The sequence below is a fragment of the Sphingomonas sanguinis genome, from assembly GCF_001476905.1.
GTDB lineage: Bacteria > Pseudomonadota > Alphaproteobacteria > Sphingomonadales > Sphingomonadaceae > Sphingomonas > Sphingomonas sanguinis_B.
Window position 1 is genome coordinate 1 of sequence record NZ_LDTE01000117.1, and the last position, 25,144, is coordinate 25,144.

The 25,144-nt window shown below is 62.3% G+C and carries 25 protein-coding genes and 1 pseudogene; 13 read left to right on the plus strand and 13 right to left on the minus strand.

The genetic code is table 11. The features are described 5' to 3' along the window. The coding region (locus SB4_RS16140; protein ID WP_241488653.1) for a DUF2268 domain-containing putative Zn-dependent protease at window positions 1-1,038 on the plus strand (1,038 nt) is incomplete at its 5' end. A 41-nt stretch (window positions 1,039-1,079) separates the two neighbouring features. Here SB4_RS16140 and SB4_RS16145 read toward each other — a convergent pair. Further along, window positions 1,080-1,487: a DUF6326 family protein gene (locus SB4_RS16145; RefSeq protein ID WP_058753414.1), complete on the minus strand. Its 408-nt coding sequence runs from the start codon at window positions 1,485-1,487 to the stop codon at window positions 1,080-1,082. Window positions 1,488-2,004: 517 nt separating this feature from the next. On the opposite strand from SB4_RS16145, the gene SB4_RS19785 reads away from it, so the two are divergent. Next, window positions 2,005-2,463, plus strand: a complete 459-nt coding sequence (locus SB4_RS19785) for an SdpI family protein (RefSeq protein ID WP_153006288.1) — start codon at window positions 2,005-2,007, stop codon at window positions 2,461-2,463. Window positions 2,464-2,976: 513 nt separating this feature from the next. On the opposite strand, the gene gstA is transcribed toward SB4_RS19785, so the two are convergent. Further along, window positions 2,977-3,624 carry a glutathione transferase GstA gene (gstA, locus tag SB4_RS16150; RefSeq protein WP_058753393.1) on the minus strand — a complete coding sequence of 216 codons (648 nt, stop codon included), beginning with the start codon at window positions 3,622-3,624 and terminating at the stop codon, window positions 2,977-2,979. Between the two features lie 56 nt (window positions 3,625-3,680). Here gstA and SB4_RS16155 point away from each other — a divergent pair, with 56 nt between their 5' ends. The 5 genes from SB4_RS16155 (at window position 3,681) to bla (ending at window position 7,832) form a co-directional block, all read left to right on the plus strand. Continuing rightward, the gene (locus SB4_RS16155) at window positions 3,681-4,565 is read left to right on the plus strand and encodes a LysR family transcriptional regulator (RefSeq protein ID WP_206598020.1); all 885 of its coding nucleotides are present in this window, start codon (window positions 3,681-3,683) and stop codon (window positions 4,563-4,565) included. Between the two features lie 155 nt (window positions 4,566-4,720). Next, window positions 4,721-5,056 carry a hypothetical protein gene (locus SB4_RS16160; protein WP_193753857.1) on the plus strand — a complete coding sequence of 112 codons (336 nt, stop codon included), beginning with the start codon at window positions 4,721-4,723 and terminating at the stop codon, window positions 5,054-5,056. A gap of 273 nt (window positions 5,057-5,329) precedes the next feature. Further along, complete coding sequence (locus SB4_RS16165; RefSeq protein ID WP_058753394.1) at window positions 5,330-6,211, plus strand: NmrA family NAD(P)-binding protein; 882 nt, start codon at window positions 5,330-5,332, stop codon at window positions 6,209-6,211. Between the two features lie 245 nt (window positions 6,212-6,456). Continuing rightward, on the plus strand, window positions 6,457-6,936 hold the full coding sequence (locus SB4_RS20430) for a hypothetical protein (protein ID WP_241488654.1): 480 nt from the start codon (window positions 6,457-6,459) through the stop codon (window positions 6,934-6,936). Between the two features lie 2 nt (window positions 6,937-6,938). Then, window positions 6,939-7,832: a class A beta-lactamase gene (bla, locus tag SB4_RS16175; RefSeq protein WP_058753396.1), complete on the plus strand. Its 894-nt coding sequence runs from the start codon at window positions 6,939-6,941 to the stop codon at window positions 7,830-7,832. A 164-nt stretch (window positions 7,833-7,996) separates the two neighbouring features. Here the strand turns inward: bla and SB4_RS16180 are convergent, their stop codons facing one another. Both SB4_RS16180 and SB4_RS16185 read right to left on the minus strand, forming a co-directional pair. After that, window positions 7,997-8,827 (minus strand): hypothetical protein, encoded by an 831-nt coding sequence (locus SB4_RS16180; RefSeq protein ID WP_058753397.1) that lies wholly within the window; start codon window positions 8,825-8,827, stop codon window positions 7,997-7,999. Between the two features lie 310 nt (window positions 8,828-9,137). Continuing rightward, window positions 9,138-11,210, minus strand: a complete 2,073-nt coding sequence (locus SB4_RS16185; protein ID WP_206598021.1) for a TonB-dependent receptor — start codon at window positions 11,208-11,210, stop codon at window positions 9,138-9,140. Window positions 11,211-11,378: 168 nt separating this feature from the next. Between SB4_RS16185 and SB4_RS16190 the strand changes: the two genes are divergently transcribed. After that, a complete protein-coding gene (locus SB4_RS16190) occupies window positions 11,379-12,275 on the plus strand; it encodes an AraC family transcriptional regulator (protein ID WP_082670247.1) in 897 nt (298 codons plus the stop codon). Window positions 12,276-12,364: 89 nt separating this feature from the next. Here SB4_RS16190 and SB4_RS19235 read toward each other — a convergent pair whose 3' ends face one another. Further along, on the minus strand, window positions 12,365-13,012 hold the full coding sequence (locus SB4_RS19235) for a methyltransferase domain-containing protein (RefSeq protein WP_338112954.1): 648 nt from the start codon (window positions 13,010-13,012) through the stop codon (window positions 12,365-12,367). On the opposite strand from SB4_RS19235, the gene SB4_RS19240 reads away from it, so the two are divergent. Then, window positions 12,902-14,554, plus strand: coding sequence for a hypothetical protein (locus tag SB4_RS19240; RefSeq protein WP_338112955.1), 1,653 nt, complete (start codon window positions 12,902-12,904; stop codon window positions 14,552-14,554). The two genes, SB4_RS19235 and SB4_RS19240, sit on opposite strands and share 111 nt — an antisense overlap. Before the next feature lie 38 nt (window positions 14,555-14,592). Here SB4_RS19240 and SB4_RS16205 read toward each other — a convergent pair whose 3' ends face one another. The 3 genes from SB4_RS16205 to SB4_RS16215 all read right to left on the minus strand — a co-directional run bounded on the left by SB4_RS16205 (window position 14,593) and on the right by SB4_RS16215 (window position 16,107). Then, window positions 14,593-15,303, minus strand: coding sequence for a hypothetical protein (locus SB4_RS16205; RefSeq protein ID WP_058753402.1), 711 nt, complete (start codon window positions 15,301-15,303; stop codon window positions 14,593-14,595). After that, the gene (locus SB4_RS16210) at window positions 15,303-15,710 is read right to left on the minus strand and encodes a hypothetical protein (protein WP_058753403.1); all 408 of its coding nucleotides are present in this window, start codon (window positions 15,708-15,710) and stop codon (window positions 15,303-15,305) included. The genes SB4_RS16205 and SB4_RS16210 overlap by 1 nt, the downstream gene beginning before the upstream one ends. A 76-nt stretch (window positions 15,711-15,786) precedes the next feature. Beyond that, the gene (locus SB4_RS16215) at window positions 15,787-16,107 is read right to left on the minus strand and encodes a hypothetical protein (protein WP_058753404.1); all 321 of its coding nucleotides are present in this window, start codon (window positions 16,105-16,107) and stop codon (window positions 15,787-15,789) included. Window positions 16,108-16,172: 65 nt separating this feature from the next. On the opposite strand from SB4_RS16215, the gene SB4_RS16220 reads away from it, so the two are divergent. The 3 genes from SB4_RS16220 to SB4_RS16225 are packed head-to-tail and all read left to right on the plus strand — an operon-like array spanning window position 16,173 to window position 17,270. Next, the gene (locus tag SB4_RS16220) at window positions 16,173-16,439 is read left to right on the plus strand and encodes a hypothetical protein (protein ID WP_206598022.1); all 267 of its coding nucleotides are present in this window, start codon (window positions 16,173-16,175) and stop codon (window positions 16,437-16,439) included. Beyond that, window positions 16,418-16,576: a hypothetical protein gene (locus tag SB4_RS20435; protein ID WP_241488655.1), complete on the plus strand. Its 159-nt coding sequence runs from the start codon at window positions 16,418-16,420 to the stop codon at window positions 16,574-16,576. Before SB4_RS16220 ends, SB4_RS20435 begins: the two co-directional genes overlap by 22 nt. 1 nt (window position 16,577) lies before the next feature. Continuing rightward, entirely contained in the window at window positions 16,578-17,270 is a 693-nt protein-coding gene (locus SB4_RS16225) for a GIY-YIG nuclease family protein (RefSeq protein ID WP_241488656.1), read from the plus strand. On the opposite strand, the gene SB4_RS16230 is transcribed toward SB4_RS16225, so the two are convergent. From SB4_RS16230 to SB4_RS16255, 5 genes are all read right to left on the minus strand, one after another. Continuing rightward, window positions 17,267-17,815 carry a hypothetical protein gene (locus SB4_RS16230; RefSeq protein ID WP_058753405.1) on the minus strand — a complete coding sequence of 183 codons (549 nt, stop codon included), beginning with the start codon at window positions 17,813-17,815 and terminating at the stop codon, window positions 17,267-17,269. The genes SB4_RS16225 and SB4_RS16230 overlap by 4 nt on opposite strands. A 9-nt stretch (window positions 17,816-17,824) precedes the next feature. Then, the gene (locus SB4_RS16235) at window positions 17,825-18,547 is read right to left on the minus strand and encodes a hypothetical protein (protein ID WP_058753406.1); all 723 of its coding nucleotides are present in this window, start codon (window positions 18,545-18,547) and stop codon (window positions 17,825-17,827) included. Between the two features lie 85 nt (window positions 18,548-18,632). Continuing rightward, the gene (locus SB4_RS16240) at window positions 18,633-20,270 is read right to left on the minus strand and encodes a hypothetical protein (protein ID WP_058753407.1); all 1,638 of its coding nucleotides are present in this window, start codon (window positions 20,268-20,270) and stop codon (window positions 18,633-18,635) included. Window positions 20,271-20,412: 142 nt separating this feature from the next. After that, window positions 20,413-20,655, minus strand: coding sequence for a hypothetical protein (locus SB4_RS16245; protein ID WP_058753408.1), 243 nt, complete (start codon window positions 20,653-20,655; stop codon window positions 20,413-20,415). A gap of 258 nt (window positions 20,656-20,913) precedes the next feature. Then, a complete protein-coding gene (locus tag SB4_RS16255; protein WP_058753410.1) occupies window positions 20,914-23,166 on the minus strand; it encodes an AAA family ATPase in 2,253 nt (750 codons plus the stop codon). A 1,468-nt stretch (window positions 23,167-24,634) separates the two neighbouring features. Here SB4_RS16255 and SB4_RS16270 point away from each other — a divergent pair. Continuing rightward, window positions 24,635-25,067, plus strand: a pseudogene (locus SB4_RS16270) (transposase); the annotation flags it as partial. Window positions 25,068-25,144: the final 77 nt, after the last annotated feature.

Sequence of the window (25,144 nt, forward strand, 5' to 3'; positions counted from 1 at the left end):
GATTGGGTTTGGACCCTAAGACAAGGGGGCATCGTGAAGAACAGGTTTTTTGTTACTGCTGGTTTGATCGCGGCAAACGTAGCCGCGCCGTCCAACATCGTAGCGGCCAGGCCGCCGGTTCCGGCGCGTGTGGCAGCAGCATCGCAGACGGTTTCGGACAAAGACATTGTCCGCTTCTGGCAGGCGTTCGATGCCATCACCACCACGACCGATCCGGCCGAGCGGCTCCGCTTGATCCAGACTATATACATCGATCCCGGCACGCAGGGTTTGCACGCCCTCATGGCGGCGCGGCGTTATACGGCGCAGCAGTATGTCGATGCCATCGTCAACTGGCCGCACTTCTGGCGATCCGTGAGGCCGCTGACCGCGCGCTCGCAACAGGCGGTTGTCAGTTTGAACGATGACGTGGCCCGGTTCCGCCGCCTCTATCCTGAACTGCGTCCAGCCTCCATCACCTACGCGATCGGCGTGCTGCGCACTGGTGGCACCACAACTGGCGATATGGTGCTGATCGGTGCCGAACTGGCCTTGGGCGACGAGACCGTTGACGTGTCCGAACTTCCCGAGCCGCTACGGGCGCGCCTCGGCGTCTTCTTTGCGTCCCGGCCATTTGCGAACAACGCCCAGAACAACATTCACGAATATGTACACACCCAACAGCAGGAAACGCAAGGAAGCCTTGCCCAGCAGGTCTTGCGCGAAGGTGTGGCCGAATTGGTAGCGGAGCTTATCACCAACCGTAAGCCTGCCCTGCCAGTCTATACCTATGGTCCGATCCACGACGCGGCCATTCAACAGCGCTTTGTGGCTGAAATGCGTGGTGAGAATTACGACAATTGGTTGTGGAACAGCGCGAGAAATCCTTTCGGCGTCAGCGACGTGGGCTATTATGTCGGCTATCGCATCGCGCGGCGCTATTATGATGCCGCTCGTGACAAGCGCCGTGCCATCAAGGAACTCATCGAGTTGCGATACGACGATCCCGCCTCGGTGCAAGCGCTGATCGATCGTTCAGGATATCTCACATCGCGGTGACGACGGCAGATTCTCGTTTCACCATCCTTATGGGAAGCTGATCAAACGGATGGGCGGGGCCAGCGGATCGCGATGCCGGTGATCGCCAGCGTCTGCGTCATCTCGACCAACGCCAGGACCTTGTAGAACGGTTCCGATCCGGGAAGGCTGACCGCCATGATCGCGGTGTACAACAGGCCAAGGACGATGCAGGCCCACCGACATATACGCGCGGGCAGGAGGAGCGACAGCGCGACCATCAGGCTTGGCACTGCCATCATCAACGACACGCCCGTGAGGACGGCGGGGGTTGCATGGCCGAGTGGCCCCATGCTGCCGTGGTTCATATCTGCCAGCGTGCCGGCGACGTAGAGGCCAAAATAGTCGCCGTAGATGTAGCAGAACATTGTGGACGCCCAGAGCGCCGCTAGCTTCACCTTGGCCGGCGCTCGATATTCTTCCAATCCCACATACGCCCCCAATTAGCGTGTTGTTTATATACCACAGTAAGGCCATCGGTGGAACGACCGGTACGTAAGATTCCCATTTCTCGATCCCACTGGGAATACCCCGGTCGTCTCGCTGGCCGTTCCCATTTGAGAAAGCGGACGCCCGCTTTAAGAGAGTGCCTTGGCGAGGCCATGCCAGGTCAAAGCGAGACATAAGCGTGAGATTGAAAGCATGAGCCGACCGATTGTCGCCTTCGTATTGAGTGTCGCGCTCGGTTCGGCCCTCGGGGCCGCCATGGGCAATTTAAGTCTGGGAATCGCGGTTAGCGTTGCCGTTGCCGTCAGCTTTGCCATGGCCTCACGCAAGCACTTTCCAGGTGATAGAGGCACGCGCAAACAATGAACAAATCCCAGTCGGATTTGCTCATCGATTGATCCCAATGGGAACGCCTTGACCGTCCCGTGGGCCGTTGCCAATCGGGAAGACGATGCGGAAGACCGCGTGAAGTGCTATCATCACGCCCGGAGGAGGCCTCTCGTGAGCATCGTGATCGTTTCGGTGATCTCTGTCCTGATACTATGCGCTTTGGCTTACCGGGCCGATGCCCTGTTCCACAGCGAAGAGCGACTGCCGATGCAATGGTGGATCACCGGTGAGGTGACATGGTCCGCACCTCGGCGTCTTGCCCTTGCCTTCATGCCGGCGTTGGCAATTGTCTTGCTGGGCTTCGTTACGATCATGGCGCTTAATGTTCCGGCCCGCCCCGGACAATCCGGCCCGCCCCGGACAAGAAGGCTTCGTTCTCCCTACAATGATCGGGTTGGGCGCAACGCTCATCGCGGTGCAGCTTCTGCACTTTTGGCTCATGAGCAAAACTCTGCGCCGACAGGTCCGGTAACGTCACCGCCTACCAATAGGCTGGTTCTCGAAACTCGATCCTCGTGGGAAAGCGACGGCCATCTCGTTTGCCGTTACTTTTTGGGAAGGCCCAGCTAGTTTGTCACTGCCTAGAAACCGTAAATCGCTCGGATCGATTGCACGCGCGTAAATGCGCCAATGCCAAAAATGAGCATCACTATAATTGCCATTCCGAAACGCCGAGATGAAGGCCCGGCGTCGGTGTCGCTGGTCAACGAATAAACTGCCAGCACTGCGCAAGCGGTTGCCATTGCGACAAATCCGAACAAGTACATAGCAGTACCCTCGGCTTGGTGGTGGCGCGTGGGGTGATTGACGATGCTATACAAGTCGTGGGCGCGTGGAGCGCGACTGTAGGCCCAGCCCGCATATGCCCAAAGAGCAGTGCAGTATAAAGCGAACGGTGCTGCGGCGAGCCACCGGCTAATCCGACTCATAGGCATTTCGCGATATTAGCCTTGATAGAAAGCATCCGCCATCACCACTCGGGCGGCCCAGCTCTTTCCCGATATTCGATCCCAAACGAGACGGTGCCGGTCGTCTCGCTGGCCGTTCCCGATCGGGAAGGTGTGCCTGAGCTGACAGGCTGAGTTACTGTCTCTCAATTAGCGCGTGCGGTGGCCCCTCGATCGACAATGCTTCGGCTACGGCTGGGCGATCCGCCATCCGCGCGGAGAACCGCGAGAGGTTCGGCCATTCAGCGAGGTCGATCTCCAACCTTCTCGCCCACGTCAACATCGTGAAGAGATATGCATCGGGTGCGGTGATATGGTCGCCGGCAATATAGTCGCGCCCATCTAGCTGCTGATCTACCCAGCCGAGGCGAGGTGATACATGGATGCGGGTCTGTTCCTGTCCCGCTCTGGTCTTCGACAGGAAGTTCGCCGAAACCCCGCCATGCCGCTCCGGTGTAATAAAGTTCTTGTGCAGTTCCGTGGCGATGAAGTTGAGCCACTCCAGCGCATGATAGCGCGCAGGCGTCCCCGGTTGCGAAAGCAAGTGCAGATCGGGAGCCTGATCGGCGATCCATTGCAAAATCACCGCGCATTCGGTGAGAAGATCGCCACCATCGAGCAAAAGCGCGGGCACATAATTTTTGGCGTTGACCTCATGGTAGTCGCCTCCCGACCAGCGATGGACGGCAAGATCGACCCGTTCGAGTGCGAAGGGCAGCCCGGCTTCCCGGAGCAGGATGTGAGGCGCCTGCGAGCTAGCGCCAGCAGCGTAGAACAGGATCATCGGCCATCTCCCATGTAGACATGGCAGGCGGCTACCAAAGCGTCAGCATCCCTAAAATGCGTGATATCGAGAGCGAAGCGTGCATAATTGCAACCATGTTCGACTGGCAGGACATGCGTTACTTTCTTACCGCCGCAAGGCTGGGTTCGTTAATGGGCGCGGCCGTCGAACTGGGCGTCGATCATGCCACCGTCGGCCGACGGGTCGCGCGATTGGAGGCGGCTGTCGGCGTGAAGCTGCTCCATCGCCTGCCGCGATCGACGCAACTCACCGAGCAAGGTGCAGCCCTTGCCGCTGCAGCAGGGGGGATGGCGGGGGGCGCGGAAGCAATCGTCCGCCACCTGCGCGGCCATGTGGATGGGTTGAGCGGTCAGGTAACCGTGAGCGCATTGCCGGCGCTGGCAGCCTTCGTCATTGCGCCGAGCCTGCCTGTCCTACTCAGGGAACACCCAGGAATACGGCTGACACTCTCCGCCACATCGACCGTCGCCTCGCTTGAACGGGGCGAGGCCGATATCGCAATCGGATTTCTTCGGCCGACCTTGGCCGGCCGTGTCGTCCGGCGGATCGGTCAGCTACGCTTCTCTCTCTACGGGGTGCCGGCGTTGCTAAGCCGCCTTCTGGATCACTGGGCGTTCATCGGCTTCGAGGAGTCGCTGGGCGGCATCGTGCAGCAAAAATGGCTGGACGACTTTGCGGCGGGACGGTCCTTCGTATTGCGTTCGAACGATGTGACGACGCAGGTGCAGGCTACCCGTGCCGGAGTGGGTGCGGCCTTGTTACCCTGCATTTTAGGCGACGCCGAACCCGGACTGGTTCAGCTAGATACCGCATCGGCACCCCCACCACGTCCGTTATGGATGTCGGTCCATACAGACGTGCGCCGCTCCCCTTTGGTGCGCATCGTCATGGATCACATGATCCGGGTGTTTGCAGCCTGACAATGCGACAGACGGCTTTCTCGAATTACCATCCCACTGGGAATACCCCGGTCGTCTCGCTGGCCGTTCCCAATCGGGAAACGCGTGCGAGCGACGGCGCATAGCGACAACGCGAACACCTTGTTACGCACCTCTCGCCGTTGCATCATTCCTCAATGATGACGTTCGGCTTTTCCACGTTACTCGATCTTTTGAGTTGGATCGTGGCTGTCGCACTAGGTGCGAAGGTCTTGGCAACGCTCATACTGCTCAACTTTGATAAGAGCGTCTGGGATCGGCCAGGGTGGGGGGCGGTCCTTTGGTGGTCTACCAAGGTCACGCCGATAATCGCAGTGCCTTGCGTCATCTACATCGCGTGGTTGCAGGGCATGACCGATCAGGTTTGGATTTTTGTCGGCTTGATGCTGTTTGTCATGGTCGCAGTGCCGTGGAAAATCCGTCAGCGCCGAGCGCGGATAGCCGATCGGGCGACTATGGAGTCAAGCTCGTAGCGTTACCGCGTCGGACCACCCGCCACCGCTCTTTCCCAATCGACCATCCCAACGGGAACGCCGTTCGCTTTCCCGCGCCACATGTCGATGCTATATGACCGACGTCGAAAATGGCTGGCTTGGTCTGGGTAGGCCCAAGCCCCTCCTGACCGGAGGCTCTGTTCCGGCCTATGCCGCGAACCCCCGACAGTCCCGGTGCCGAAAGGCATCATCGGGTCTGTCCGGGTTGTCGTCGCGATGATGCTTCCTGGCGGATCGCCCAAGGAGTGAGCCATGCCTGTATCCGGTCCCATCCTCGTATTCCTCGCCAACGGAACCCAAGGGAATGCCGTCGCGCGCATCGCCCGCGAGCGCGGGCATGTGGCGCGCGGGTTGATACGCACGCGATCTGGCGAAAACCCGGTCAATGCCGTGATCGGCGATCTGGATGATCCCGCCAGCCTCGCCGCAGCGGCGAAAGGGTGCGCGCACGCCGTGCTCCAAGTGCCCATCGGCGAACAGCCGGTCATGGTCCGTCAAGTCGGGAACGCGCTCGACGCACTATGCCGTGCCGATGTGCGCTCGATCGTGCTGAAGCTGGCGAGCGCCAGTCGCCCTGTGCCCTGCACTGAGCCGAGCTTCGTTGCCAATGCCGCGATAGAGGGGATGGTCCGGCGTTCCGGCTTTCCCTGCGCCATCGTGCGGCCGACCATGTATCTCGATAACCTCCTGAAGCCGTCCGCCCGTGCCGACGTGGCGGAGCGCGGCATCTTCTCCCCGCCGATCGCAAGCGACCAGAGAATCGCATGGACCAACGCCGATGACTGCGCGCTGGCGGCGATCATGCTGCTGGAGCAGGATCGCTATGGCGGCGATCACCTCATAAGCGGGCCGGAGAGCGTCACGGGCGACGAGCTGGCGTCGCGCCTTTCAGCCGGGCTGGGCAAGCCGATCACCTATCATGCCGAGCCGCTGGACATGTTCGAGCGCGACGTGGACACGGCGATGGGGCCGGGCATGGGGCGGCGTATCGCGTCCAAGTTCCGCTACTTCCACGAGTATCCGGACGAAGCCGACCGTATACTCGCCATGGTGCAGGAACCGGGGGCGCTGCCCGGCTTCGCTCCAACCAGTATCAAGGCGTGGGCGCGGCAGAGGCGCCCGTTTTTCCAGTAAGGACGAGGTCATCGCCTTCTCGAAAGATCATTGGGGTGAATTTCGAGGAGGCGATCCACATTCCCATTATTCGATCCCAAACGAGACGGTGCCGGTCGTCTCGCTGGCCGTTCCGTTGTGGGAAGCTTGCTGCTGCGATAGCGTCTGTTCTATTCTCAGACGCAAGTTGCGCTTTGGGGGGCGGCCCGGACACGCCACGGATAAAAACCAACTGATCGACATCTCACCGGAGGACGACACGGTCTGTGAAATTACGCATTGCAACCGCCCTGCTGATCGCCGTCGTCAGTCCCGCTACCGCGCGGACGCCCAACCGCACCAACAACGGTGTTCGGGCTGTCGCTGTCCGGTTCCAGAACGCTATTCGCCACCGGGACAAGGCGGAGTTCCTGTCACTTTTCCTCAATCCGGCGGCTACTAGCTGGCAAGAGGTCATGAGCGTGGATGCCGTTGCTAAGGACGCTTCCAGCAAGGGAAACAAGGCGGCCTATGATCCGGGAAATAACCCAATCGCGTTCATCAACAGCATCGTCGTGCGGAAGGGGAACGCCGACGAGGATTTCAACAACATCTGCATCTCGGGCGATGTCGATTCTGCAGCGATGTCGTTCGGCTATGCGTTCAAGATCGATGGCGTGACGCTTAACACCGGCATGGAACACTGGCTTCTCGTGAACACCAACCACGGTTGGCGTATCGTGTCAGTGGCATGGTCGGTGAAATAACGATGAACCGCCGTGATCTGATATTGGCGATCGGCGCGAGCATGGTTGTAAGCAGTCGTGCTGGCGCGCGCGCCTCAATGCGCGAGCCGACCGTGCGGCTTCGAGCGATCGAACGGGCCGCGGGCGGCAGGCTGGGTGCCTTTGTTCTCGACACCGGCAGCGAACGCAGCTTCGGTTGGCGTGCCGACGAGCGCTTCTGTCACTGCTCGACGTTTAAATTGTCACTGGCCGCGATGGCGCTTCGTGAAATCGATGCCGGCCGCCTCGATCCTATGGAGACGCTCGGCTTCAGCCAGACCGATATCGTCGCCTACTCGCCGGTCGTCGAACAGAATCTGGACAAGGGCCGGCTGCCAATCTTGGCGCTGGCGAAAGCCGTGCAGATCACGAGCGACAATGCGGCTGCGAACGTGCTCATGCGCCGCCTCGGAGGCCCCGACGCGCTCACGCGCTTCTGGCGTGAAATCGGCGACAACGTGAGTCGAATAGATGGATACGAACCATCCATCAACGTAATCCCGCCCGGTACGATTGAAAACAGCACCACTCCGAGGGCGATGGCCAAGACGGTGCGGCGGATCGTCCTCGGCGACGTTTTAGGCAAAGCCAGCCGCGACCGGTTGCGTGGCTGGATGGCGGCGACGCAGAGCGGATCGAAACGGATACGGGCGGGCCTTCCCGCTGGCTGGCGTGGACTCGACAAGACCGGCACGGGCATGCGTCCCGGCATCGGCAACAAAACGAACGATCTGGCGGTCCTGCTGCCCCCGGGCAGGCGCAGCCCTCTAATCGTAACCGGCTATTTCGAAAACCCGTCCTTCTCGGAAGACGTGCGGTTGGCGGACGAACTGGTCCTCAAGTCGCTCGGCAGGTTGGCCGCAGCATGGAACGGGTAGTCTGATTCTCATAATACCATCCCACTGGGAATGCCCCCGGCCGTCTCGCTGGTCGTTCCCGAGCGGAAACGACCAGCGACGCGCCAATCGCACTTCGCACCTCGGCTTGGGGGGGCCGATCATGCCGGCCACCCAAGCCGATTACTTACCCGAGTCATGAGTGGTTATTGGGTCGGGCGGCATTCCTTGATGACGAGCGTATGCCCGATATCGTCATAGTCAGCATAGACGCCGCTCAGCTTGACCGATTTACCAGGCTTGAGTTGAAGGGCATAGACCGATTGCCCCTTTGCCATGCGGCATATGATGTCAGTCTTGAACGTGGTGGGGCGCGATAACTGCAACGCCTGCTTGTGCGGCTCGGGAACGTCGAACAGCACGGTGTAGGTTCCCTGGATAGCGTCGACCCGCGCGACGTACCCATTCACGACGAAACTCTTATTCTGATATCGCGCCGGGATCGTCGCCGGATTGCGCTCGGCTTCCGCCGAAACTTGGTTCGACAGCAACAGGGCACTCAAGGCAAGCGGCGCCCCTGTTGCCGTCGCCGCCATGCCTTTTGTCGCCGCGACCGCGCCGACCGGCCCTGCTCTGACCTGGTTGAGAATGCCACACAACTCCGCCTTCGCGGCATCGGAGTTGGTCATCATGGCCGGCTTCAGCTTGGCTTCCATCCGTACCGTACCCACACCGTTGACGTTCGTCGCGGTGATCGTGATCGGGAAACCACGCGTGCGGCCGACCTGCGGCTGCTCGATCAGCATCGTGCCGCCCTCGGGCTCGGTCGCCAGCACGTCATAGCCCTTGGTCAACACGATCCCGCGCACCTGACCGATCGCGCTTGCCGGAATCAATCCAGGCAGTTCGACCGAAGCCGTGAAACGAAGACCCGTAAGAGGGTTGCCACCCTTGACGAACGAGTTTTCGCATGTGGCCGCATGGGCGCTGGCCGGAACAAAGCAAATCAGCGCAGCGATCAGATATAAGCAACGCATTTCGTGCCCTTCTTAAACAGAATACGAATCAGTTCGAAAAGACAACAAAGATGACGAGAGATGGCTCGGCTTGTCTGCACAGGCTCATGGCATGGCTAAGTGGATTGCCGATGGAGTATCACGCCGCTGGGTATAGCGGCTGGGCACCTCTGCAGCAAAGCATCGGGTACGCCCGGGAGCGCCGCCAACTTCGCTTTGGTTGCTAGCCGATGATCTTCCAGCTCCACCTTCGTTCCTCAATCAGTGTATTGCATTGGAAATACGGTTGCGCCGTTGGCGCGTTGGGCTGGCGGGAGGCACCCGCTATCGCTCAGATCCTCCATCCCAGTTCGACGCCGATCTGCCGCCCACGGCTGACCGGCGCATACCAGTTGCCATCGTTGCCGAAGCCCAGATTTCGGAAAGCGAGACCGCTCGCGCGCCGCACGTCGGTGAGGTTGTCGACGAAGGCGCGGACCGACCACCGAGGTGCCTCATATCCTGCCTGAAGCGCGATCGTCTGCGTTGCCGGCTGCACCGGCGCACCGCCGCTGTTCAGCGACTCCTTGCCCTTAAGGGACAGTTCGGCCCGAGCGAACAGGCCATCGGGTATCTGGTAGCGTGCGGCGAGATAGCCGTCATAGGCCGGCACCAGCTTGACCCGCGTGCCGCGGGCGTTGGTGGTCGCGGTCAGTTGCAGATCACGATAGCGCGCGTCGGCATAGCCCATATTGGCAGTAAGCGTCAGGCCACGGGTCGGCTCGGCCGAGGCTTCCAGCTCAAACCCCTTGCTGTCGATCGAGGCGCTGGCACCGATATAATCGGACGAGATGATCCGCCCGGTGACGGGGTCGGTCGCGACCTGGATTTCCTGCCAGTTGTGGGAACGGATGTAGAAGCCGGCGCCCGCAAGCCGCAGCCGCCCGTCCACCGAGCGCCACTTGAACCCGCCCTCGTGGCTCCACATCGTCTCGGACGCATAGCGAAGCACGCTGTTGGGCAGGTTCGCCTGTGCGGCCGTGAGGTTGAAGCCGCCAGGAATGTAGCCCTTCGCCGAGCTGGCGTAGACGGTGAGCCGCGACGATGGCTCGTAGCGGATCGAAAAGCGCGGCAGCACGGCGTGGAAGTCGCCGGCCAGCTCGGCATCGCGATAGATGAACAGGCTGCCGCCGCCGAGATCGAGCTGGCCCGCGTTCTGCTTCGCTGCGCGATGGGCATGGTCGTAGCGAATGCCTGCGCTGGCCGTGACCTTTGGTATGAAGACCGGCGACCAGCTGGCCGATGCAAACACACCCCAGTCGCGGGAGTGAGAGAATTGGTGTGGCGCGGGTTGATAGCTGTCCAGGGTGCCGGGGCCGGTGAACGTGGTCTGGAAGCGATCATTGTCGTCGCGATAATGTGTTGCGCCGATGATGTAGTTGAAAGGCTCGGACGCCGGCGACGAGAAGCGCAGCTCGGCGTTGAAGAAATCTCGCGACTTACGGTCCTCGCCGGCGGCCGTGGGCAGCGCGGTGAAATCGAAGTCGAGCCCCTTGGCGTCGCCGTAATAATGGCGATACGAGAGCGCCGCGTCGATACGGCCATAGCCGGGATCGTAGCTGGCGCTTACGCCGCTGACGATCTCCTGCTGCTGCGTCCGCTTGGGCGCGTCTTCGATATAGTCGAAACGCCCGATACGCCGGCCGCCGTTGAAGCGATCGGCATAGGTGCGGTTGTAGAGCTCGACGTCGAGCGGCACATATTGCTGGTCGAAGATACCCGGCGCGTGCTTGTCGAGGATGTAGGCGGTGCCGTTGACTGTCAGCCGGTCGCTCGGCTTCCAGCGCAGCCGACCTTGCAGGAACAGCGTGCGCAGCGAGCCCTCTGGCGCGCCGGGCTGGCGATTGGGCAGGAAGCTGTCGCCCTGCTCCGCTTTCCACGCGATCGAGCCGGCAAGTGTGTCGCCCGCCAGCGGTCCGCCGAGGAAACCATCCACCGCACCGTTCAGCCCTCCGCGATAGGCGGTGCCAGTCGCCCGCGCCTCGGCCACGACATGGTCGGTCGGCGCACGCGTGTTGATGACGATCAGGCCGGATTCGCTGTTGGCGCCATAGAGCGTCGCCTGCGGCCCGCGCAGCACCTCGATCGACTCAACCTGGTTGAGGACCGCGTTGGACAGCTCGCGGAACGGGATGCCGTCGATATAGACCGCCGCGCGGTTGATGATGAACGGGTTGGACTCGATGCCCCGGATCGAGATGAAGGTGCTGCCGAGCTGGCCGCTCTCGTTGAACTGGACGTTGGGCACCACCGCGTCGAGCTGGCGCACGTCGCGGATGCGTGCCTCGTCGAGTGCCTTCCGGTCGAGCACTGTCACCGACACGTCGGTATCCTGAAGGCGCGTGTCGCGGCGAGTGCCGGTCACAACGATGTCGCCGGGCTCCACTGAGGCGGGAGATGGTGGTTCCTGTTGCGCAGCGGCGGGGTGCGCGAGCGCGCAAGCGAGGGTGGCTGCCGAAACGGCGGAAAGAGAAACGGCGCGCATGATCCCCTTGGACGCTTGTTGCGAATTTGTCGCATGTTATAAGGTGTCATGCAGGATACGCCGCTCCGTTCCGGGACAACGAACCCCGATCCAGGACTTTTTCGAAGATCGGCTGCCGAAAGGGCGCGCATTGCGGAGCACGCCAGCCAAACCGGCTACGCCCGCGTGTTGCCTGGCAATGTCGGCATGATCGTTGACGATCGCTATCGAGCGTTCGAGGGGAATGTCGTCAGCGGTCCTCACCTCCGGATCGCGCTCTGCACCGGCCGGGCGAGCCGGCTGATGCAGGAGATCGACGGGACGCGCCTCGAAGGCGTCTGGCGGCCCGGTACGCTCGCCATCATGCCACCCGGTGGCTCTGGCTACGCCGCCAGCGGTGCGGTCGGCATGATCGGACTGGCGATCGTGCCTGCTCTCTGCTCATGGACGTCGACGCCGGGCCACGATCGGCTCCACCAGCTTGCCGGTCAGTTCGTCAAAGATGCGGTAATCCCTTCCGTTCTTGTCGCAATGCGGCACGAGGCCGCCGCGCACGGCTCGTCGTCCGCCTTCCTTGAACACGGCATTGCCGTGATCCTGCGTCGATTATGCGAGGAACGGTCTCGCGCCAGAACGCATCGCAGCACGCCGCCTATATCTATCCAGGCTTTTCAACGGCTGACGGATTACGTGGCCAGCCGTCTTGGCGAAGATGTACGGGTCGTCGAGATGGCGGCGGTGGTCGGCAAGGACCCGAGTGGCTTCACGCGGGCGTTACGTGCCCGCACCGGGCTGGCGCCCTATGCGTGGCTGACCGAGCGCCGCATGGATCATGCTGAGCATCTACTTGGTCAGGGTATGCCGGTGACGCAGGTTGCGATATCCGTAGGCTATGCCAATGCCGGCAAGTTCGCCTCGGCATTCCGACGGGTTAAAGGATATCTGCCGTCAGGTTCGCCAGATTAAAATTTATCGCGGCTATTCTCATTGCGCGTGGGTTTTAAGAGCACTTGGCAGTTCTCTTTTTTCGATCCCAACTGGGAAGGTCGTTCGAGTTATCCGACGCTTTCGAAACGGCCCGACACAAGAAAGGCCAAATCCCAGAAGATCGTGCCGTTCGCTGCCCGACGCTCGCCGTCAAGGCGCTGAGCGAGTGTATCCAAATCGATCTGCTCTTGAGCGACGCCGTGCTCGACCATGCGTGGCAGCATGATCCGCATGAGCGCTGGCAGGAAGGATTCTTCCCAAGGGTGGATCAGAACGCCCTCGCTGCGTGCCTGCTCGATCGCAAACCCCTTTGTACGTATTAGAGCCGCAAGGCGATAGCCGAGGGCGACGTCTCCTTTTTCCGCGGCGACGGTGTCCCACATCATTCCGTAGCACTGCCGATGCACCGGGAGAGCGTTGGTGCCAGCCGGGAGATCGGCGCGGGCATGTTCCTGCAGAGCCAGGATCGTACCCGGTTTTGCCAAGCGTGCCAGCTGGGTCAGCGTTGCAGCGGCATCCGGAAGGTACATCAGCACGCGCCGGCCGACGATAGCATCGAACACGCCAAGATCGGGCAATTCACCGCTCAGATCGGCGGTTTGATAATGGATCGGAGCAGCCTGCGTGTTCAGTGGTACAGCGCGTGCCGACGCCAGCGCTTCCTCGCTCCTGTCAACACCAACAACCTGGCCTCCCGGGCCAACCAACCCAGCCACAAGCCGGCTCAGATCACCGTTGCCGCATCCCACATCCAGCACGCGCACAACCGCACCGACAATCTGTCGGGCTTCCTGCTCGACAAGATCGGCCTCATTGGCAAACGCATTCTCAAAAGCAGCGCCAAGGGCACCACGAACAGCCTCAGCTTTCGCAACCTTGCTCGCCTCACCATTGTACAAGAGGGCGAGATCCAGCAGAAGGGTTCCCCTTTCTGGGGCGGACAATACACGCTCAAGACGGCCGAGCTCGCCACGATCAAGCTGCTACTGACCGGCATCGACGATTCCGCCGTAATTTCGGCCGCGGCGGACGAATCCGACACGTCCGGGCAATTGGCGCTTCTCGAAGAGCTGATCGCCGACCTCAAGTCCGACATTGCCGATATCGGGGAGGAGCGCGACGAACTGGAAGCCCAACTCGAACGACTTGAGGCTTCCGTGTCGACCTTTCGCGAGAGCGTCGCCGATGCGCAACGTAGCCTCGACGAGCTGATCGGCCAACGCCGCACGCTCGCCAACCGACGCGATAGCATCGACGCCCGGCTCGACGAGATCGATGAACTCGAAGCACGCTTCAGGCTGCTTTCCGAGCACTATCACGTCGATCTCGCACGCCTACGTGCCATTCAGGAGAGCGGATCGCTGTTCGCCTACGTCGAACGCGTCGCCTGTCCGCTGTGCGGTGCCCACGCTGAGGCGCAGCATGACGATGAAGATTGCGACGGCAACGTCGCCAACGTCGTGCAAGGCGCAACCGCGGAGATTGGAAAGATCGAGCAGTTGGCGCGCGAACTTGATGCAACGATGGCCGATCTGCTCAACGAACGCGGACGCCTCGGCGAATACCGAACGAGCGTCCATCAAGCCTTCGCGACGGTAGACGATCAGATTAGGCGCGTGACGGCTCCGGAGGCGGAAGCTGCCCGGTCTGCCTTCACCTACATCATCGAAGTGCGGGCAAAGGTGAAGAGCTCCCTTGACGTGTTCGATCGGCTAGAGCGCTTGGAGCAGCGGCGCGCGGATCTCGCCGACGCGCCGATCGACGCCGGCGGCAAGACAAGTGTGGCGATCGGCTTCTCGGAAGCCGTCGCGCATCAATTTTCATTGAAACTCGAGCAGATTTTAAAGGCATGGAATTTTCCCGGAGATTGCCGCGTCCACTATGACAAGGATGCCAGTGATTTTGTCATCGACGGCAAGCCTAGGGGTAGTCGCGGCAAGGGTCTCCGCGCCATTACGCATGCAGCGGTATCGATTGCACTCTTGGAGTATTGTCAGGAGCACGAGCTGCCGCACCCCGGATTCCTCCTCCTTGATTCCCCGCTCCTCGCGTACTTCAAACCCGAAGGCGACGAGGATGCCGCTCTGCAGGGCACCGATTTGAAAGAACGCTTCTACGCCTATCTCAAGGCGCATCATAGCCGCGAGAGCCAAGTCGTTGTTATCGAGAACCAGCATCCGCCCGAGAGCGAAACGGATGGATTGGCCATCACGGTCTTTACGCGTAACCCCGCCGACGGGCGCTACGGCCTTCTTTGAAGAGGCTGCTTGACGCACACGCGCCGCTGAGTCCTAGATCAGGGCTCGACATGCCGGAATTCGATGCCAAACACGCCGGGACTGTCCGCGTAGTTGCTGCCTTTTCCGTCAATGTAGACGAGACGATATTCCGACGGCGGCTCGGCATCGACTTCGATCATCGGCCATGCTCCGGGTAGGTTGAGCGCTGACGGCGCAGGATAGTCCTGGAAGTAGGACAGCTCGCGCCGGATGCCTAAAGCTTCCTTCACGAGCGCTTTTTCAAAATTTGCGGTAGCCTTGCACTCAACGCCGAGCGCGATCTCGTCGTGATCCGGATAACCGCTCGTGGCGGTTGTGACGATGATGTCGATCTCGTGGCGACCGCTGTCGTCGGTCACCCTGGTCTGCTGGCCGCCGAGCGTGTTGAACTCGATGTCCACGAAGATCCGAAAGGCGGGCTGAGGATGCGGCGGCGCGAGCACTTCAAAATGGGAGTCGGTCAGCTTAATCATGCCCGGCCCGGCTTTGAACTTCAGCGTCGAATGTCCACCGGCGCGCTGCTTGGGCGTTGGCGTCGAGCCGACGAAGCGCACCGTAAAGCCACGACCGACTATCTCTTTGACCACTTCGGAGACCACGAAGAGCTCGTAGAGCTTTCCGTCGGTCAAGGCGTTCAGGGTCGCAGGGTCGGTTGGCCGAGCCGCTCGGTACGCGCGGAAGACGCGCCTTATCTCCGCAATCGCATCGGCACGTTCAGTCGAGTCCATCAGGCCAGCTCCCCGCCATCCCGCAACCGGCCTTCCGCAAGGCGCCGCATTAGCCGCGCAATATCGGCTCGTAGCTCGGACAGGTCGGCAGCATCGGAGAGATCGACAAGGCGATATTCGGCATCGGTTGCCAACTCGACGACGGCACGCCGTGGCGAACCATCGACGACGAACTCTGCTAGGGTATCGAATGCCTGCGTTGCAAGCTTGCGATCCTGAATTGCGAGAAAGCGTCCGAACGCCGCAAGCATCAGCACGCTCCGCTTCCTTGGGTCGAGCAGTCGGGCATCGCCCGTCTCTGGATCTCGCTCCATATAATGGCGCTCGGCTGCAATGTCTGCGGCACCGGATTCACGCAGCTCTTCTTCCAGTACGGCCAGAATGGCGCGGTAGTCGTCTTCGTTCATGCGTATGACCTAGCCCGTCATGCAATCCTCGTCGAGGAACCGAAGGCCGACGCCGATCGGATAACACTCGTCCGAGCTAAAACGGTGCCTTCGCTGGCCAGCTCGCCGCCCGCACCCGGTCTATCTCCCGTCGATGCGCGCGCTTGCCGCGCTTACCGGCGTAGCCCTTCCCCGGAACGCGCGTCCGCTTGTTGACCGCCAGCGCCTGAAGGCGCGGTAACCCCATCTCGGCGCAGTAGCGCTGTATTACACCCAAAAACCAACTGGCCGCGCGCCAATGCTCGCCAATGCTCGCGCTGAGGTCGCTGTAGCTGACTGTCTCTCCGTGCTTTGCCGCCGCGACGAGCTTTGGCCACGCCCGTCGAGCGCGACGCCGATGCAGCTTCTCGTTCATCATGCCCCTCCTTCGCTAGATGATACTCGCGAGACCTGTCCAAGTTCCAACCGGCATCGGCAAACAAGGTGCGTGGGTATGTCGCCAAGAACGCCGATGCCTTCGACATCACCGGGTACGACCGCGACGCGGTCCCTGAATATCTTGGCGTTTGGGAATGGGGCAATCTTGAGCTCGAGAAATGCTGCCCGTTCTGCGGCTGCATGTGCGGCATGCACTTTCAGGAGGCGAGCTGGAGGTACCATTGCATGGCGTGCGACGCGCTGACGGACTTCTCCGAGATGGACCGCGACCACCGCCATGGAACCGAGCAATGGCCGGCGACCCGGCGCTGACCTTTACCACGCTTCTCGACAGCGCCGGGCTTGCCCGCCGCGACGTGCGGCTGCTGCGCCACAAGGACGGACGCTACCCCGGCTTCCCATCGCTCTACGCGATGGCGCGACCAGCGCCCCCGCTTCGATGCCTATGAGGTGACGCAGGCGTTCGGCGACGAGCCGGACCTCCGCGCGCCGATTTGGGCCTCGTTCGTCGGCCTCCCTGGCAGCACCGAGACGCTGTTCGTGGGAATGTACAGCGCCGAGCTGGTCGGACCGTTGCCTGAGGAACGACCGCATCCGATCACCGGCCAGCCCGAGCCGGCCGGCAGCTGCAATTTCTATCGCCTCGCGCCCATGCCAGCGCTGGCGGACTATGTAGGCCGCCTCTGGATCATCTGGGGCAGCGGTTACCGGCAATGGGTGCAGCGGATCGACGGCGCGCGCGCGGGCAAGCCGATCGTCGAGCTGAGGCGCAGCTTCAGCGAGGATGCGTTCCCGGGCTTCGACGCGCTCATCCTCAACCTCGCCGACATCGAGACGATCCCGGCCGGCTGGCGGGCGGCCCTCGCCGCGACCCGCGGCATCCATTTGCTGACGTGCCCACGCACGCGTGAGCAATATGTCAGAATGGCGTCGGGCGGCGGTGGCCTCCTCGCGCGCTGGCGTGACTATTTCGTCACCGGCCATGGCGGCAACGTCGCGCTCAAGAGCCGCGAGGCGAGCGACTACCGGGTCTCGATTCTGGAGCCCGTCGGCTCGACCGCAACCGACGCCGAGCTGATGGCGCTCGAGGCGCGCTGGAAGGATAAGCTCCAGAGCCGCGAGATGGGGCTTAATCGCAACTAGGCGGCGTCAGGTGCATCCTCCGGCACCGCTGGTGCCGACCCGACCGGAAGCGGGCCGAAAAGCATCTCTAGGATGGCGTCGATCCCGTCCACTCGGCGGAAGTAACGCGTCGGCACTTTGCTGTGGTTGCTGCGCGGTGGCCGATCGCCGGCCTTGTTTCGGCCGTTGCGCTGCGGGTTCTTGAATCCCAGAAGATCGGGGAGGGGCTCGCCGGGCCCGCCGCCAAACCACCAGAACGGGCCGATCGCGAGGTCGAGCGTCACGCAGATCCAGATCACGCAGCCACTTGGCTTCTCGGCCAGCGCGCGACCGACCGACACCGGCGCAGGCTTGTCCCGCACGCCGGTCTTGAACTGGATGTGGCGGTCCACCGCCCCACGCCGCATGACCAGATCGTAACCGTGGGCATCAAATTCGGAGCGCAGCACCTCGACGTCGGTGATACCGCGCCGCCATAACGCGCGAAGCGCCTCGCCGACGAACACATGCTCGACGATCCGCTCGCGGAGGGTCGAGTGGGTGGAATGCAGCTCGATATTGGCCAAGGCGCGACCCTAGCCCGCCGCGCCGGATGCCGCGGCCCGATCGAGCCAGAAATCGCAGCTGAAATTGTCGAGAAAGCGGCTTCGCATGCCGGGCTGCGCTTCGAACCTCTCGGGGATCGCGGCGCCATCGCCGCCCTTTTGAAAAAACTCCCGCACCGCGCCGAGCGCCCGCGACCGGAGATCCTCCCAGTGGCGGTAGAGCTCGTCCTGGCGCTCCTCATCCTGCTTTGCCGCGCTCGGCTTCCGCTTCGGCACCGGCTTCTCATAATCGGGGCGCAGCTGGACGTCATGGGCAAAGGTGATGCTGCCGAACCGCCACGAGTCCGAGGCGGTGTCGCGCCATTGGAAGCCGACCCGTACCTCGATCCGCTCACGCAGGCGGTGGGGCGGTGGAATCAGGTCGTCGATGCGGAAGCGCTCGAGCTCCTTGTCCTCTGTCGCCATCCGGTCCTGCATCTCGCGGAGCGCGCGGACGAGTTCGCTCCCGGCGCTGCTCGCCCGCGCGCGCGTATCGCTCCGGTTCTGCGCCGATTTTGCCTTGGCGTAGTTGTCGAGGTCGCGTTCGAACCGCCGCAGTCGCTCGGCGACATAGACACCGCAGCTTGCAAGTCGGAGCTCGCGGAGCGCGCTTGAGCGGGTGGTCCATACCGCCTCGTCAACCAGCTCGCGCAGCGTATTGGAGTTGATCGACGCAAGTGCGGACCGTTCGTGCTCGCTGAGGTAGAGGCTCATCGCTCTGCTTCCAGTTCATCACGCCACCCGGTCGTAGGTAGCCCTCGCCGGCACGTCCACGGTCGTCTCCTGATCTCCGTCTCCTTCATCGATCCGTCCCTTCGATCCGCGAGTTGAGCGCCGCCACATAGTCGGGGATCTCATACTCTATCAGGTCGTCATTCCGATCGAGAAGCTTTGCGAGCCGCGTGAGGTAGCCTGGTTCGCTCTTTCGACCACCGCCGCTCAGCAGGGCGTTGATCAAGTAAGAGCGGAGAGCCGACCGATCCCCCTCGTCGGGGTGCAATTCCTTGATCGTCCGGATCGCGACATCGTGGAGCGTTTGGATCACCCCGTCGTCCACCTTCTGCGACATGACCGCTACCGCGAGCACGCGTCCCAGCGCCTGGGCCGCGGCGAAGGGTATGGTGGCCGGGTAATCTGGTCGGTCGGGGACTCCGCGGTGCACTGCACCTTCGGGAAGGTGCCGCAGCATGCCGACCCAAGCAGTTAGGTGGCTCACCAGCTCGTAGAGCAGGCGGGCGGCGCGGCTCGGGAACTCGGCAGTCCGGTCTATGCCGGCAGCGCTCGAATCGTAGCCGCGCTCGAGCATCTCGCCGAAGGAGGTGAAGTAGTAGAGCCACATGTGGTAGCCGACACCTTGCTTGGCGGCCGAACTGACCATGATGTCGAAGAAGAACATGCCGACGTAGGTCGGGTCGCGCATCTGATCCCGCTCGAACCAATCGGGCCGGCCATTGAGCCAAACCCAATAATCGGGCCGCTCGTCTCCGCTGAGCAGGCGTTTCAGATAGTCGCCCACGCCCTGCCACGCCGACAACTCCTCAGCGACCTTGGCATCGGCGAACAGGAAGTGGAGGATACGATTGCGGGCAGGAAGATGGTAGCCGACCAACCCGTCGGAATTGTCGTTGGTAGCGACCTCTTGATAGAGAGCACTGCCCGGCCGACGCATCAGCTCGCCAAGGAAACGCTCGAGAAAGTCAGCGCCGCCATAGACCTGCTCGCGGACCAAGCCGAGTGCGAAGTATGGTCTGCGAGACACAATATAGTCGAACAGCTGGGGCGAGCTCATCAACAGCTGAAAAAGGTCACCGGCGGCACGTTCGCCCCGGCGCCCGGCCGGAACGAAGCGCGCCAGCCACCGCACCGGCACTGCCGCCCAATCGGGCCAGTTCTCGCCGCTGTGGCGGCGTGGGCCCGACCGGCGCAGATAGCGCCGGAACGAGTGCTCCGGCGTCGGCCCGAACTCCTCGAGCCAATCGCGCATCCTTTGCCGGAAACACTTCCGTCGGCTGGCGCGCGCCAGAAGGCCGATCTGCGGCTCCACCAGCTTCAACGCGTCGCCATATTGTTCCTCGTCAATCAGCGCGGTCGCGACCTCCGTGAACGCCGGCACGCTCGACAGGGTGGGTTTGACGACAGCTTGAATGGTCACCGCCCCGAACAGCCAAGCAAAGGCGAGCAGGAAGGCGAACTTGCGCGCCACTTCCGTTTCCGCGCCGCCGAGGATTAAGACGGAGCAGATATCGCCAAGCACGACCGGGCACGCCGGGGGCGACCAGTCGTAGAGCTCGAACCCGAGGATCAGCACCAGCACGGGCAGGGCTAGCAACAGCTGAGGTCGCCAGGTCAGTGACACGCGCTGCCGCTGAACGGGGGACAGAACGGCATAGATCGCCGCCGCGAGCGCGAGGACCGTGAGAAATCCGTCGAGCGTCATAGCGAGACCGCCGAGTCGCTGTGCGCGGCCGCCCGTGGCGTACGAACCCGGGTCGGGTCCGTTTTCCGATCGGCTCGATCATGATCGATGCCGGTCAAGGTCTTCGCCGCGAAGGGTGGAGAGGGCGGCATCATTCGTCCTGCTAGGCGTCATGGATCGGCCCAGACCCGCGCGGATGCACGAGCTCGGCGAACATGGAAGGCATCGGGCGGAGCCCGTCGTCGGTCGACCAATCGCCGCCGTTCTCGTAGTTTGCCCAGAAGGCGACCAGCGGGCGGGCGCGCACCCATAGCAGCACGTAACGGCCGTCCTTCAGCTCGACCGGCAGCTTGGCGATCGGCCGCCACGCGCCATGCGCGCCGGCCGCCCTCACGTCGCCGCTCACAGAAAGCCTTTGGCCGCATACTTGTGAAACTGCTCGTGGTCGCACGCACACTCGCCGACTTTTTCGAGCGAAGCGTGGCGGCTGTGCTCGCACATCTCGAATAGGTTGGCGTTCTGCCAGCCTGCCTGGATCAGGAATCCCGCCCGCAGACTGTACCCGGGACTGTCCTTTCTGACCCGATCGCTAGTCATCGCGGCCAGCTCCGAGCGTCGGAACGCGCCGGCCATACCGATAGCAAGTATCGCGCGATGTCACTGGTCAGCAGCCACCGACGATCGCCACCGTCCTGGTGACATAACTGCGAACCTCGTCCTCGACGTAGGGCGCGTTTGGATCGTGATGGAACGGCGCCGTGTAGGCGTTTATGTCGTCGAGCTCGGCATAGTGCGGCGTCATCGGATGCTGCGGATCGGCGCGGATGATCGCGAGCATATCGCCCAGCCATTTCCCCTCGAGGATCTGGTTGGGGAAGCGGTAGCGGATATACTGTTCGAGCAAGGGCCGCATGACCGTTCGCATCTCGCGAGCCTCGCCGGAGCGGCCGTCGGCGAACTCCTGCAGCCGCATATGGTCCTGCAAATACCCCTCCTTGACCTCCCGCTCAAGGTCCCAGGGCTCGATCGACGATCCCGTCGCCGTGCTCGAAATCTGCATGGTAACGCAGGGCGCGTCGCGGATCAGGCCATGCACCGTGTCCAAGAAGAACTTGTCATGGCTCAGTACCAGCGTCTGCGCGGCCCGGCCGCCGCTGCGGACGATCTCCTTCGCCGTCATCGCGCGGCGGAAATCGTCGAGGCTTGTAAAGGGATCGTCGAAGATGACTAGCTTGCGTGCGAGGTCCGCGTCACGCTTTAGCTGCGCCAGGAAGAACGCGAAGGCGAAGGTGTTCTTGTCGCCTGCGCTCATCGTGGTGTCGAACCCGGGCTCGTCGGCGCTGGCCTTCGTCACGTCGATGTCGCTATTGTCAAATCGCAGGCAGAAGGTGGACTGCGGCGCCTTGCCCACATAGCTCTTCTTACAGTCGGCAAGCCGGAACCCGGCGCCGAAGCTCGACAGGAATGAATTGATGTCGGCCTCGTAGGCGCCGAAGATCGAGGCGTCATAGGCGTCCAGCGCCTTCTTCTTGTCGTCCTTCGCGTCGATCAGCGCCTGTTTGTCGGCGGTGAGCTGGAGATACTCCGCGGCGAGCGTCACGACCGGCTCGGAATGTCGCTTCTCGACGGCTCGTGCGGCCGCCAGCTCCGCTTCGATGCCGGCCCTGTCGCCGGCCGCGCTGCCGTCCTTGACCGCCTGGATCAGCCGGTTGGCGTCGTCGACGCGCGCAGCCGCTCTAGCGAGCTCGGTCGACGTCGCCGACCAATTGGCGGCCGCGGTGATGAAGGCGGTGGAGGTTTCCACCGTTTCCAGCGGCGCATTGGTCTTCTCGGCCAGCAGCGCCTTTGCGGCATCGAAAAGGGCTTCCACCTCGGCGACGATCCGTTCCGCTGCGGCGGGCTGCGCATAGCCGTGATCGCTATATTCCAGCCAGAATTCCGCGTCGGCCGCGGCGGTCGTGAAGCCCTGTTCGGCCCGCAACGCAGCCGTCCCGGACAGCGCCTGGTTGAGGGCGCGGCTCATGTCGGCAACCCTCTTCTTATGGTCGGCATAGGCCTTGCTGAAGAAGCCCCGATATGCGTCGATCAGGCCGTTGCCGGCAAGCGGCGCCTCGCAAAACGGGCAGGTGCCGTCGGCCGCATGGTCAAGGCCTTGGCTGAGCCAGGCCTCGCCATCCTCATCGAAATGGTGCCGCGCGAGTTGCGCCTGGACTTGCGCCGCAGCGTCGGCCGCCACGCCTTCGGCAGTCTTGCCGAGGAGGTCAACGAAGCCCTCGGGCAGCACCGGAAGCGGCGGAAGGCTGAGCAGCTTGCGGGATGCGATCGCGCCGGCGTCGTTGACCGCTCTCAGCCGCCGTTCCGCGTCCGTGATCTTACCGGCATTGGCGGGATCGGCCGCGATCTTGAGGAAGGGATCGAGCCGGATGCCGCGCGGTAAGTGCTGTTCCAGCACCTTCTTCGCCGTCGCGAGTTCGCCCTGCTTGGCGGTCGCCAGCTGATCGAGACGGTCGACTTCCTCTGCGAGCGCCACACCCGCAGGGCCGACCACGATCCGGTAGAAGTTGCGTCGGTGTTCGACGTCGATCTGGTTGCCGCCGTGGACGTTCTCGGCGACGAACTGCTGGTCAAAGATGTGCACATCGGGGTTGGCGGCGGACCAGGCGCCGTTGGCGAAGCGCACCTGCCCGCTATCGAGCAGCAGCCCGATCTCGGGATCGCTGATCGCCTGAAACGTCCGGCGTCGCATGACGGGTGTTGGGTCGTTTGTCTGGAGAGAGCGCAGGATCGCGCACAAAGTCGATTTTCCGCGGCCGTTGCCGCCGTAGATCAGCGTGAACCGCTCGTACATGCCACCGGTGACACGTGCCGCCTTGAAGCGGCCAACGTTCCGGATGCCTGTTACCTTCTTGAGAAACATGTCTCCCCCTCGATCGGCCGCGTCGTCTTCGTCTTTTCGCAGGCGCTCTCATCACCTTATCGCGGGCCGTGCGCCAAGGCGATGGCCGCGCTCACTGTCTAGCGGGGAAGATCGATCCGCGTGGCGGGAAGGAGGCCGCCTATGAAGGCGACATGTTCGCGCGTAGCGCGCCGATCGCGCAGCTCAGTGACATCAACCTAGCGCGCTTCTTCGGACCGCTCGCGCCTACGGATGCCGTGGAACTCTTCGCCAGCCTATGAACAAACGTCCGGTTTCAGGAAGCGCGGATCGAGCCGTGGGTGACCGCATCTGGGTCAGCGGGCACCGATCCGACAATACGGCCCAGGGCCTCAACTCCCACAAACCCAGCCGCGCCAGCCCGGCTGAGCCGAGCTGGCGCAGGTCCTCGACCGTCACGCCCCGCATCTGGTGGAGCGTCTGGGAGTTGCCCATCATGAACTGCTCCGTGATTATGCGTCTGCTTCGAAGGATGTTCAAGTGACGACACTCATTTCCTGGATCTCGGTTGACAGCCGCGGGCCGAGCGCCATTTACGTAGTCGCCGACAGTCGTATCACGTGGGGCTCACAGGCACGCCGCTGGGATAGCGGTCGAAAAGTCTTCGCAGCGCCGACTTCGGACGTCTTTGGCTACTGCGGTGACGTGCTGTTCCCATCTCTGGTTCTCGGTCAAGTTGTCGATTTAGTCACGCGTGGCTTGCTCTGGGACGGTGATACTGACCCGGGTGAGCGTCATACGGTATTGGTAGAATATCTACGAACGGCCTTCGCTCGCCGTCAGAGCGCGCCGGATCAAGCCTTTACGGTGGTGCACGCCGCTAGGCGTGGATCTGGTATGCAGAGCGATTTTCTCGCTTGGCGTACGGATTACACGCCCGGAGGGCGAGGATGGACGGACACACCCCTTTACACTGCGGAACATGAAAAATCGAACGTAGTAATTACGCTTGGCAGTGGAAACCAGGCTCTCAACAGGGAGATCGAGAGTTGGAATGCTTCTCCCCAAGGAGGTACGGCCCGCTCACTTTTTAGCGCTTTCTGCGACGCGCTCGAAACGGGAGCAGACCCCCTTACGGGAGGCGTGCCGCAAATCGTATCAATCGATCGCAAGTCGCACGGCAAGGTTCTCGGATATGTTGCCGACGGACAGCGATACATCCACGGGTCACCGATCGGGTATTCGACCGCGCAAGAGTCGATCGAGTGGGTTGACCGGCTTTTTAACCGCATTTCCCCAGAAACCCTTGAGCGGCTCTCAGGCGCTCAGCGTCAGGTCCGTGTCGCAACTCCAGCGCCTGGCGGCCTACGGAACTTCCTCCGCTCCTTTACTAAACCCGAGTAACGCAAAACGCTTTGGTAAGCGATGCGGCCAGGCAGGTTAGGGCCCCCTGACGAACCACGTTTCATCCGATCTTGCCGCCTATGCGGGCTTTTAGAACTTAGCGGAAGCTAAGAAGAGGGGGTTGGACTGCCTGATTGGTCGCCCCAAAGGCAGCGTGAACACGGAGCTCCATGCCATCAGCGGCGCAAATGGCCACCTCTTGAGCTTTTTTATGACTGCCGGCCAGGTCAGCGATTATACCGGTGCGACAGCGCTGCTCGATGACATGCCACAAGAGCAGTGGGTGCTCGGCTATCGCGGCTATGACTCCGACTGGTTCAGGGACGCCCTGCGGGTGAAGGGCATCGAGGCCTACATCCTGGGCCAGCGATCCCGCAACGAACCGGTCAGATACGACAAGCGCCGCTACCGACGCCGCAGCCGCATTGAGATCATGTTTGGACGCCCGACAAGACTGGCGCCGCTTCGCCATACATGACGAACGGTGGCCAGCCGTCTTCTTCTCCACAGGTGCCCTCGCTGCAGTCATCATCTTCTAGGGTCCAAACCCAATCAGCATCTTGAGTGGTGACAGTTTTCCTGATTCACTGGCGTGTGGATCAGGAGGAATGAAGAA

Bases quoted from the DNA above. Each gene is read 5' to 3' on its own strand.
- gstA (WP_058753393.1), bottom strand. From the start codon at position 3,624: ATGATCCTGTTCTACGCTGCTGGCGCTAGCTCGCAGGCGCCTCACATC.
- SB4_RS16155 (WP_206598020.1), top strand. From the start codon at position 3,681: ATGCGTGATATCGAGAGCGAAGCGTGCATAATTGCAACCATGTTCGAC.
- SB4_RS16160 (WP_193753857.1), top strand. From the start codon at position 4,721: ATGATGACGTTCGGCTTTTCCACGTTACTCGATCTTTTGAGTTGGATC.
- SB4_RS16165 (WP_058753394.1), top strand. From the start codon at position 5,330: ATGCCTGTATCCGGTCCCATCCTCGTATTCCTCGCCAACGGAACCCAA.
- bla (WP_058753396.1), top strand. From the start codon at position 6,939: ATGAACCGCCGTGATCTGATATTGGCGATCGGCGCGAGCATGGTTGTA.
- SB4_RS16180 (WP_058753397.1), bottom strand. From the start codon at position 8,827: ATGCGTTGCTTATATCTGATCGCTGCGCTGATTTGCTTTGTTCCGGCC.
- SB4_RS16190 (WP_082670247.1), top strand. From the start codon at position 11,379: ATGCAGGATACGCCGCTCCGTTCCGGGACAACGAACCCCGATCCAGGA.
- SB4_RS19240 (WP_338112955.1), top strand. From the start codon at position 12,902: ATGGATCGGAGCAGCCTGCGTGTTCAGTGGTACAGCGCGTGCCGACGC.
- SB4_RS16205 (WP_058753402.1), bottom strand. From the start codon at position 15,303: ATGGACTCGACTGAACGTGCCGATGCGATTGCGGAGATAAGGCGCGTC.
- SB4_RS16210 (WP_058753403.1), bottom strand. From the start codon at position 15,710: ATGAACGAAGACGACTACCGCGCCATTCTGGCCGTACTGGAAGAAGAG.
- SB4_RS16215 (WP_058753404.1), bottom strand. From the start codon at position 16,107: ATGATGAACGAGAAGCTGCATCGGCGTCGCGCTCGACGGGCGTGGCCA.
- SB4_RS20435 (WP_241488655.1), top strand. From the start codon at position 16,418: ATGGCCGGCGACCCGGCGCTGACCTTTACCACGCTTCTCGACAGCGCC.
- SB4_RS16235 (WP_058753406.1), bottom strand. From the start codon at position 18,547: ATGAGCCTCTACCTCAGCGAGCACGAACGGTCCGCACTTGCGTCGATC.
- SB4_RS16240 (WP_058753407.1), bottom strand. From the start codon at position 20,270: ATGACGCTCGACGGATTTCTCACGGTCCTCGCGCTCGCGGCGGCGATC.
- SB4_RS16255 (WP_058753410.1), bottom strand. From the start codon at position 23,166: ATGTTTCTCAAGAAGGTAACAGGCATCCGGAACGTTGGCCGCTTCAAG.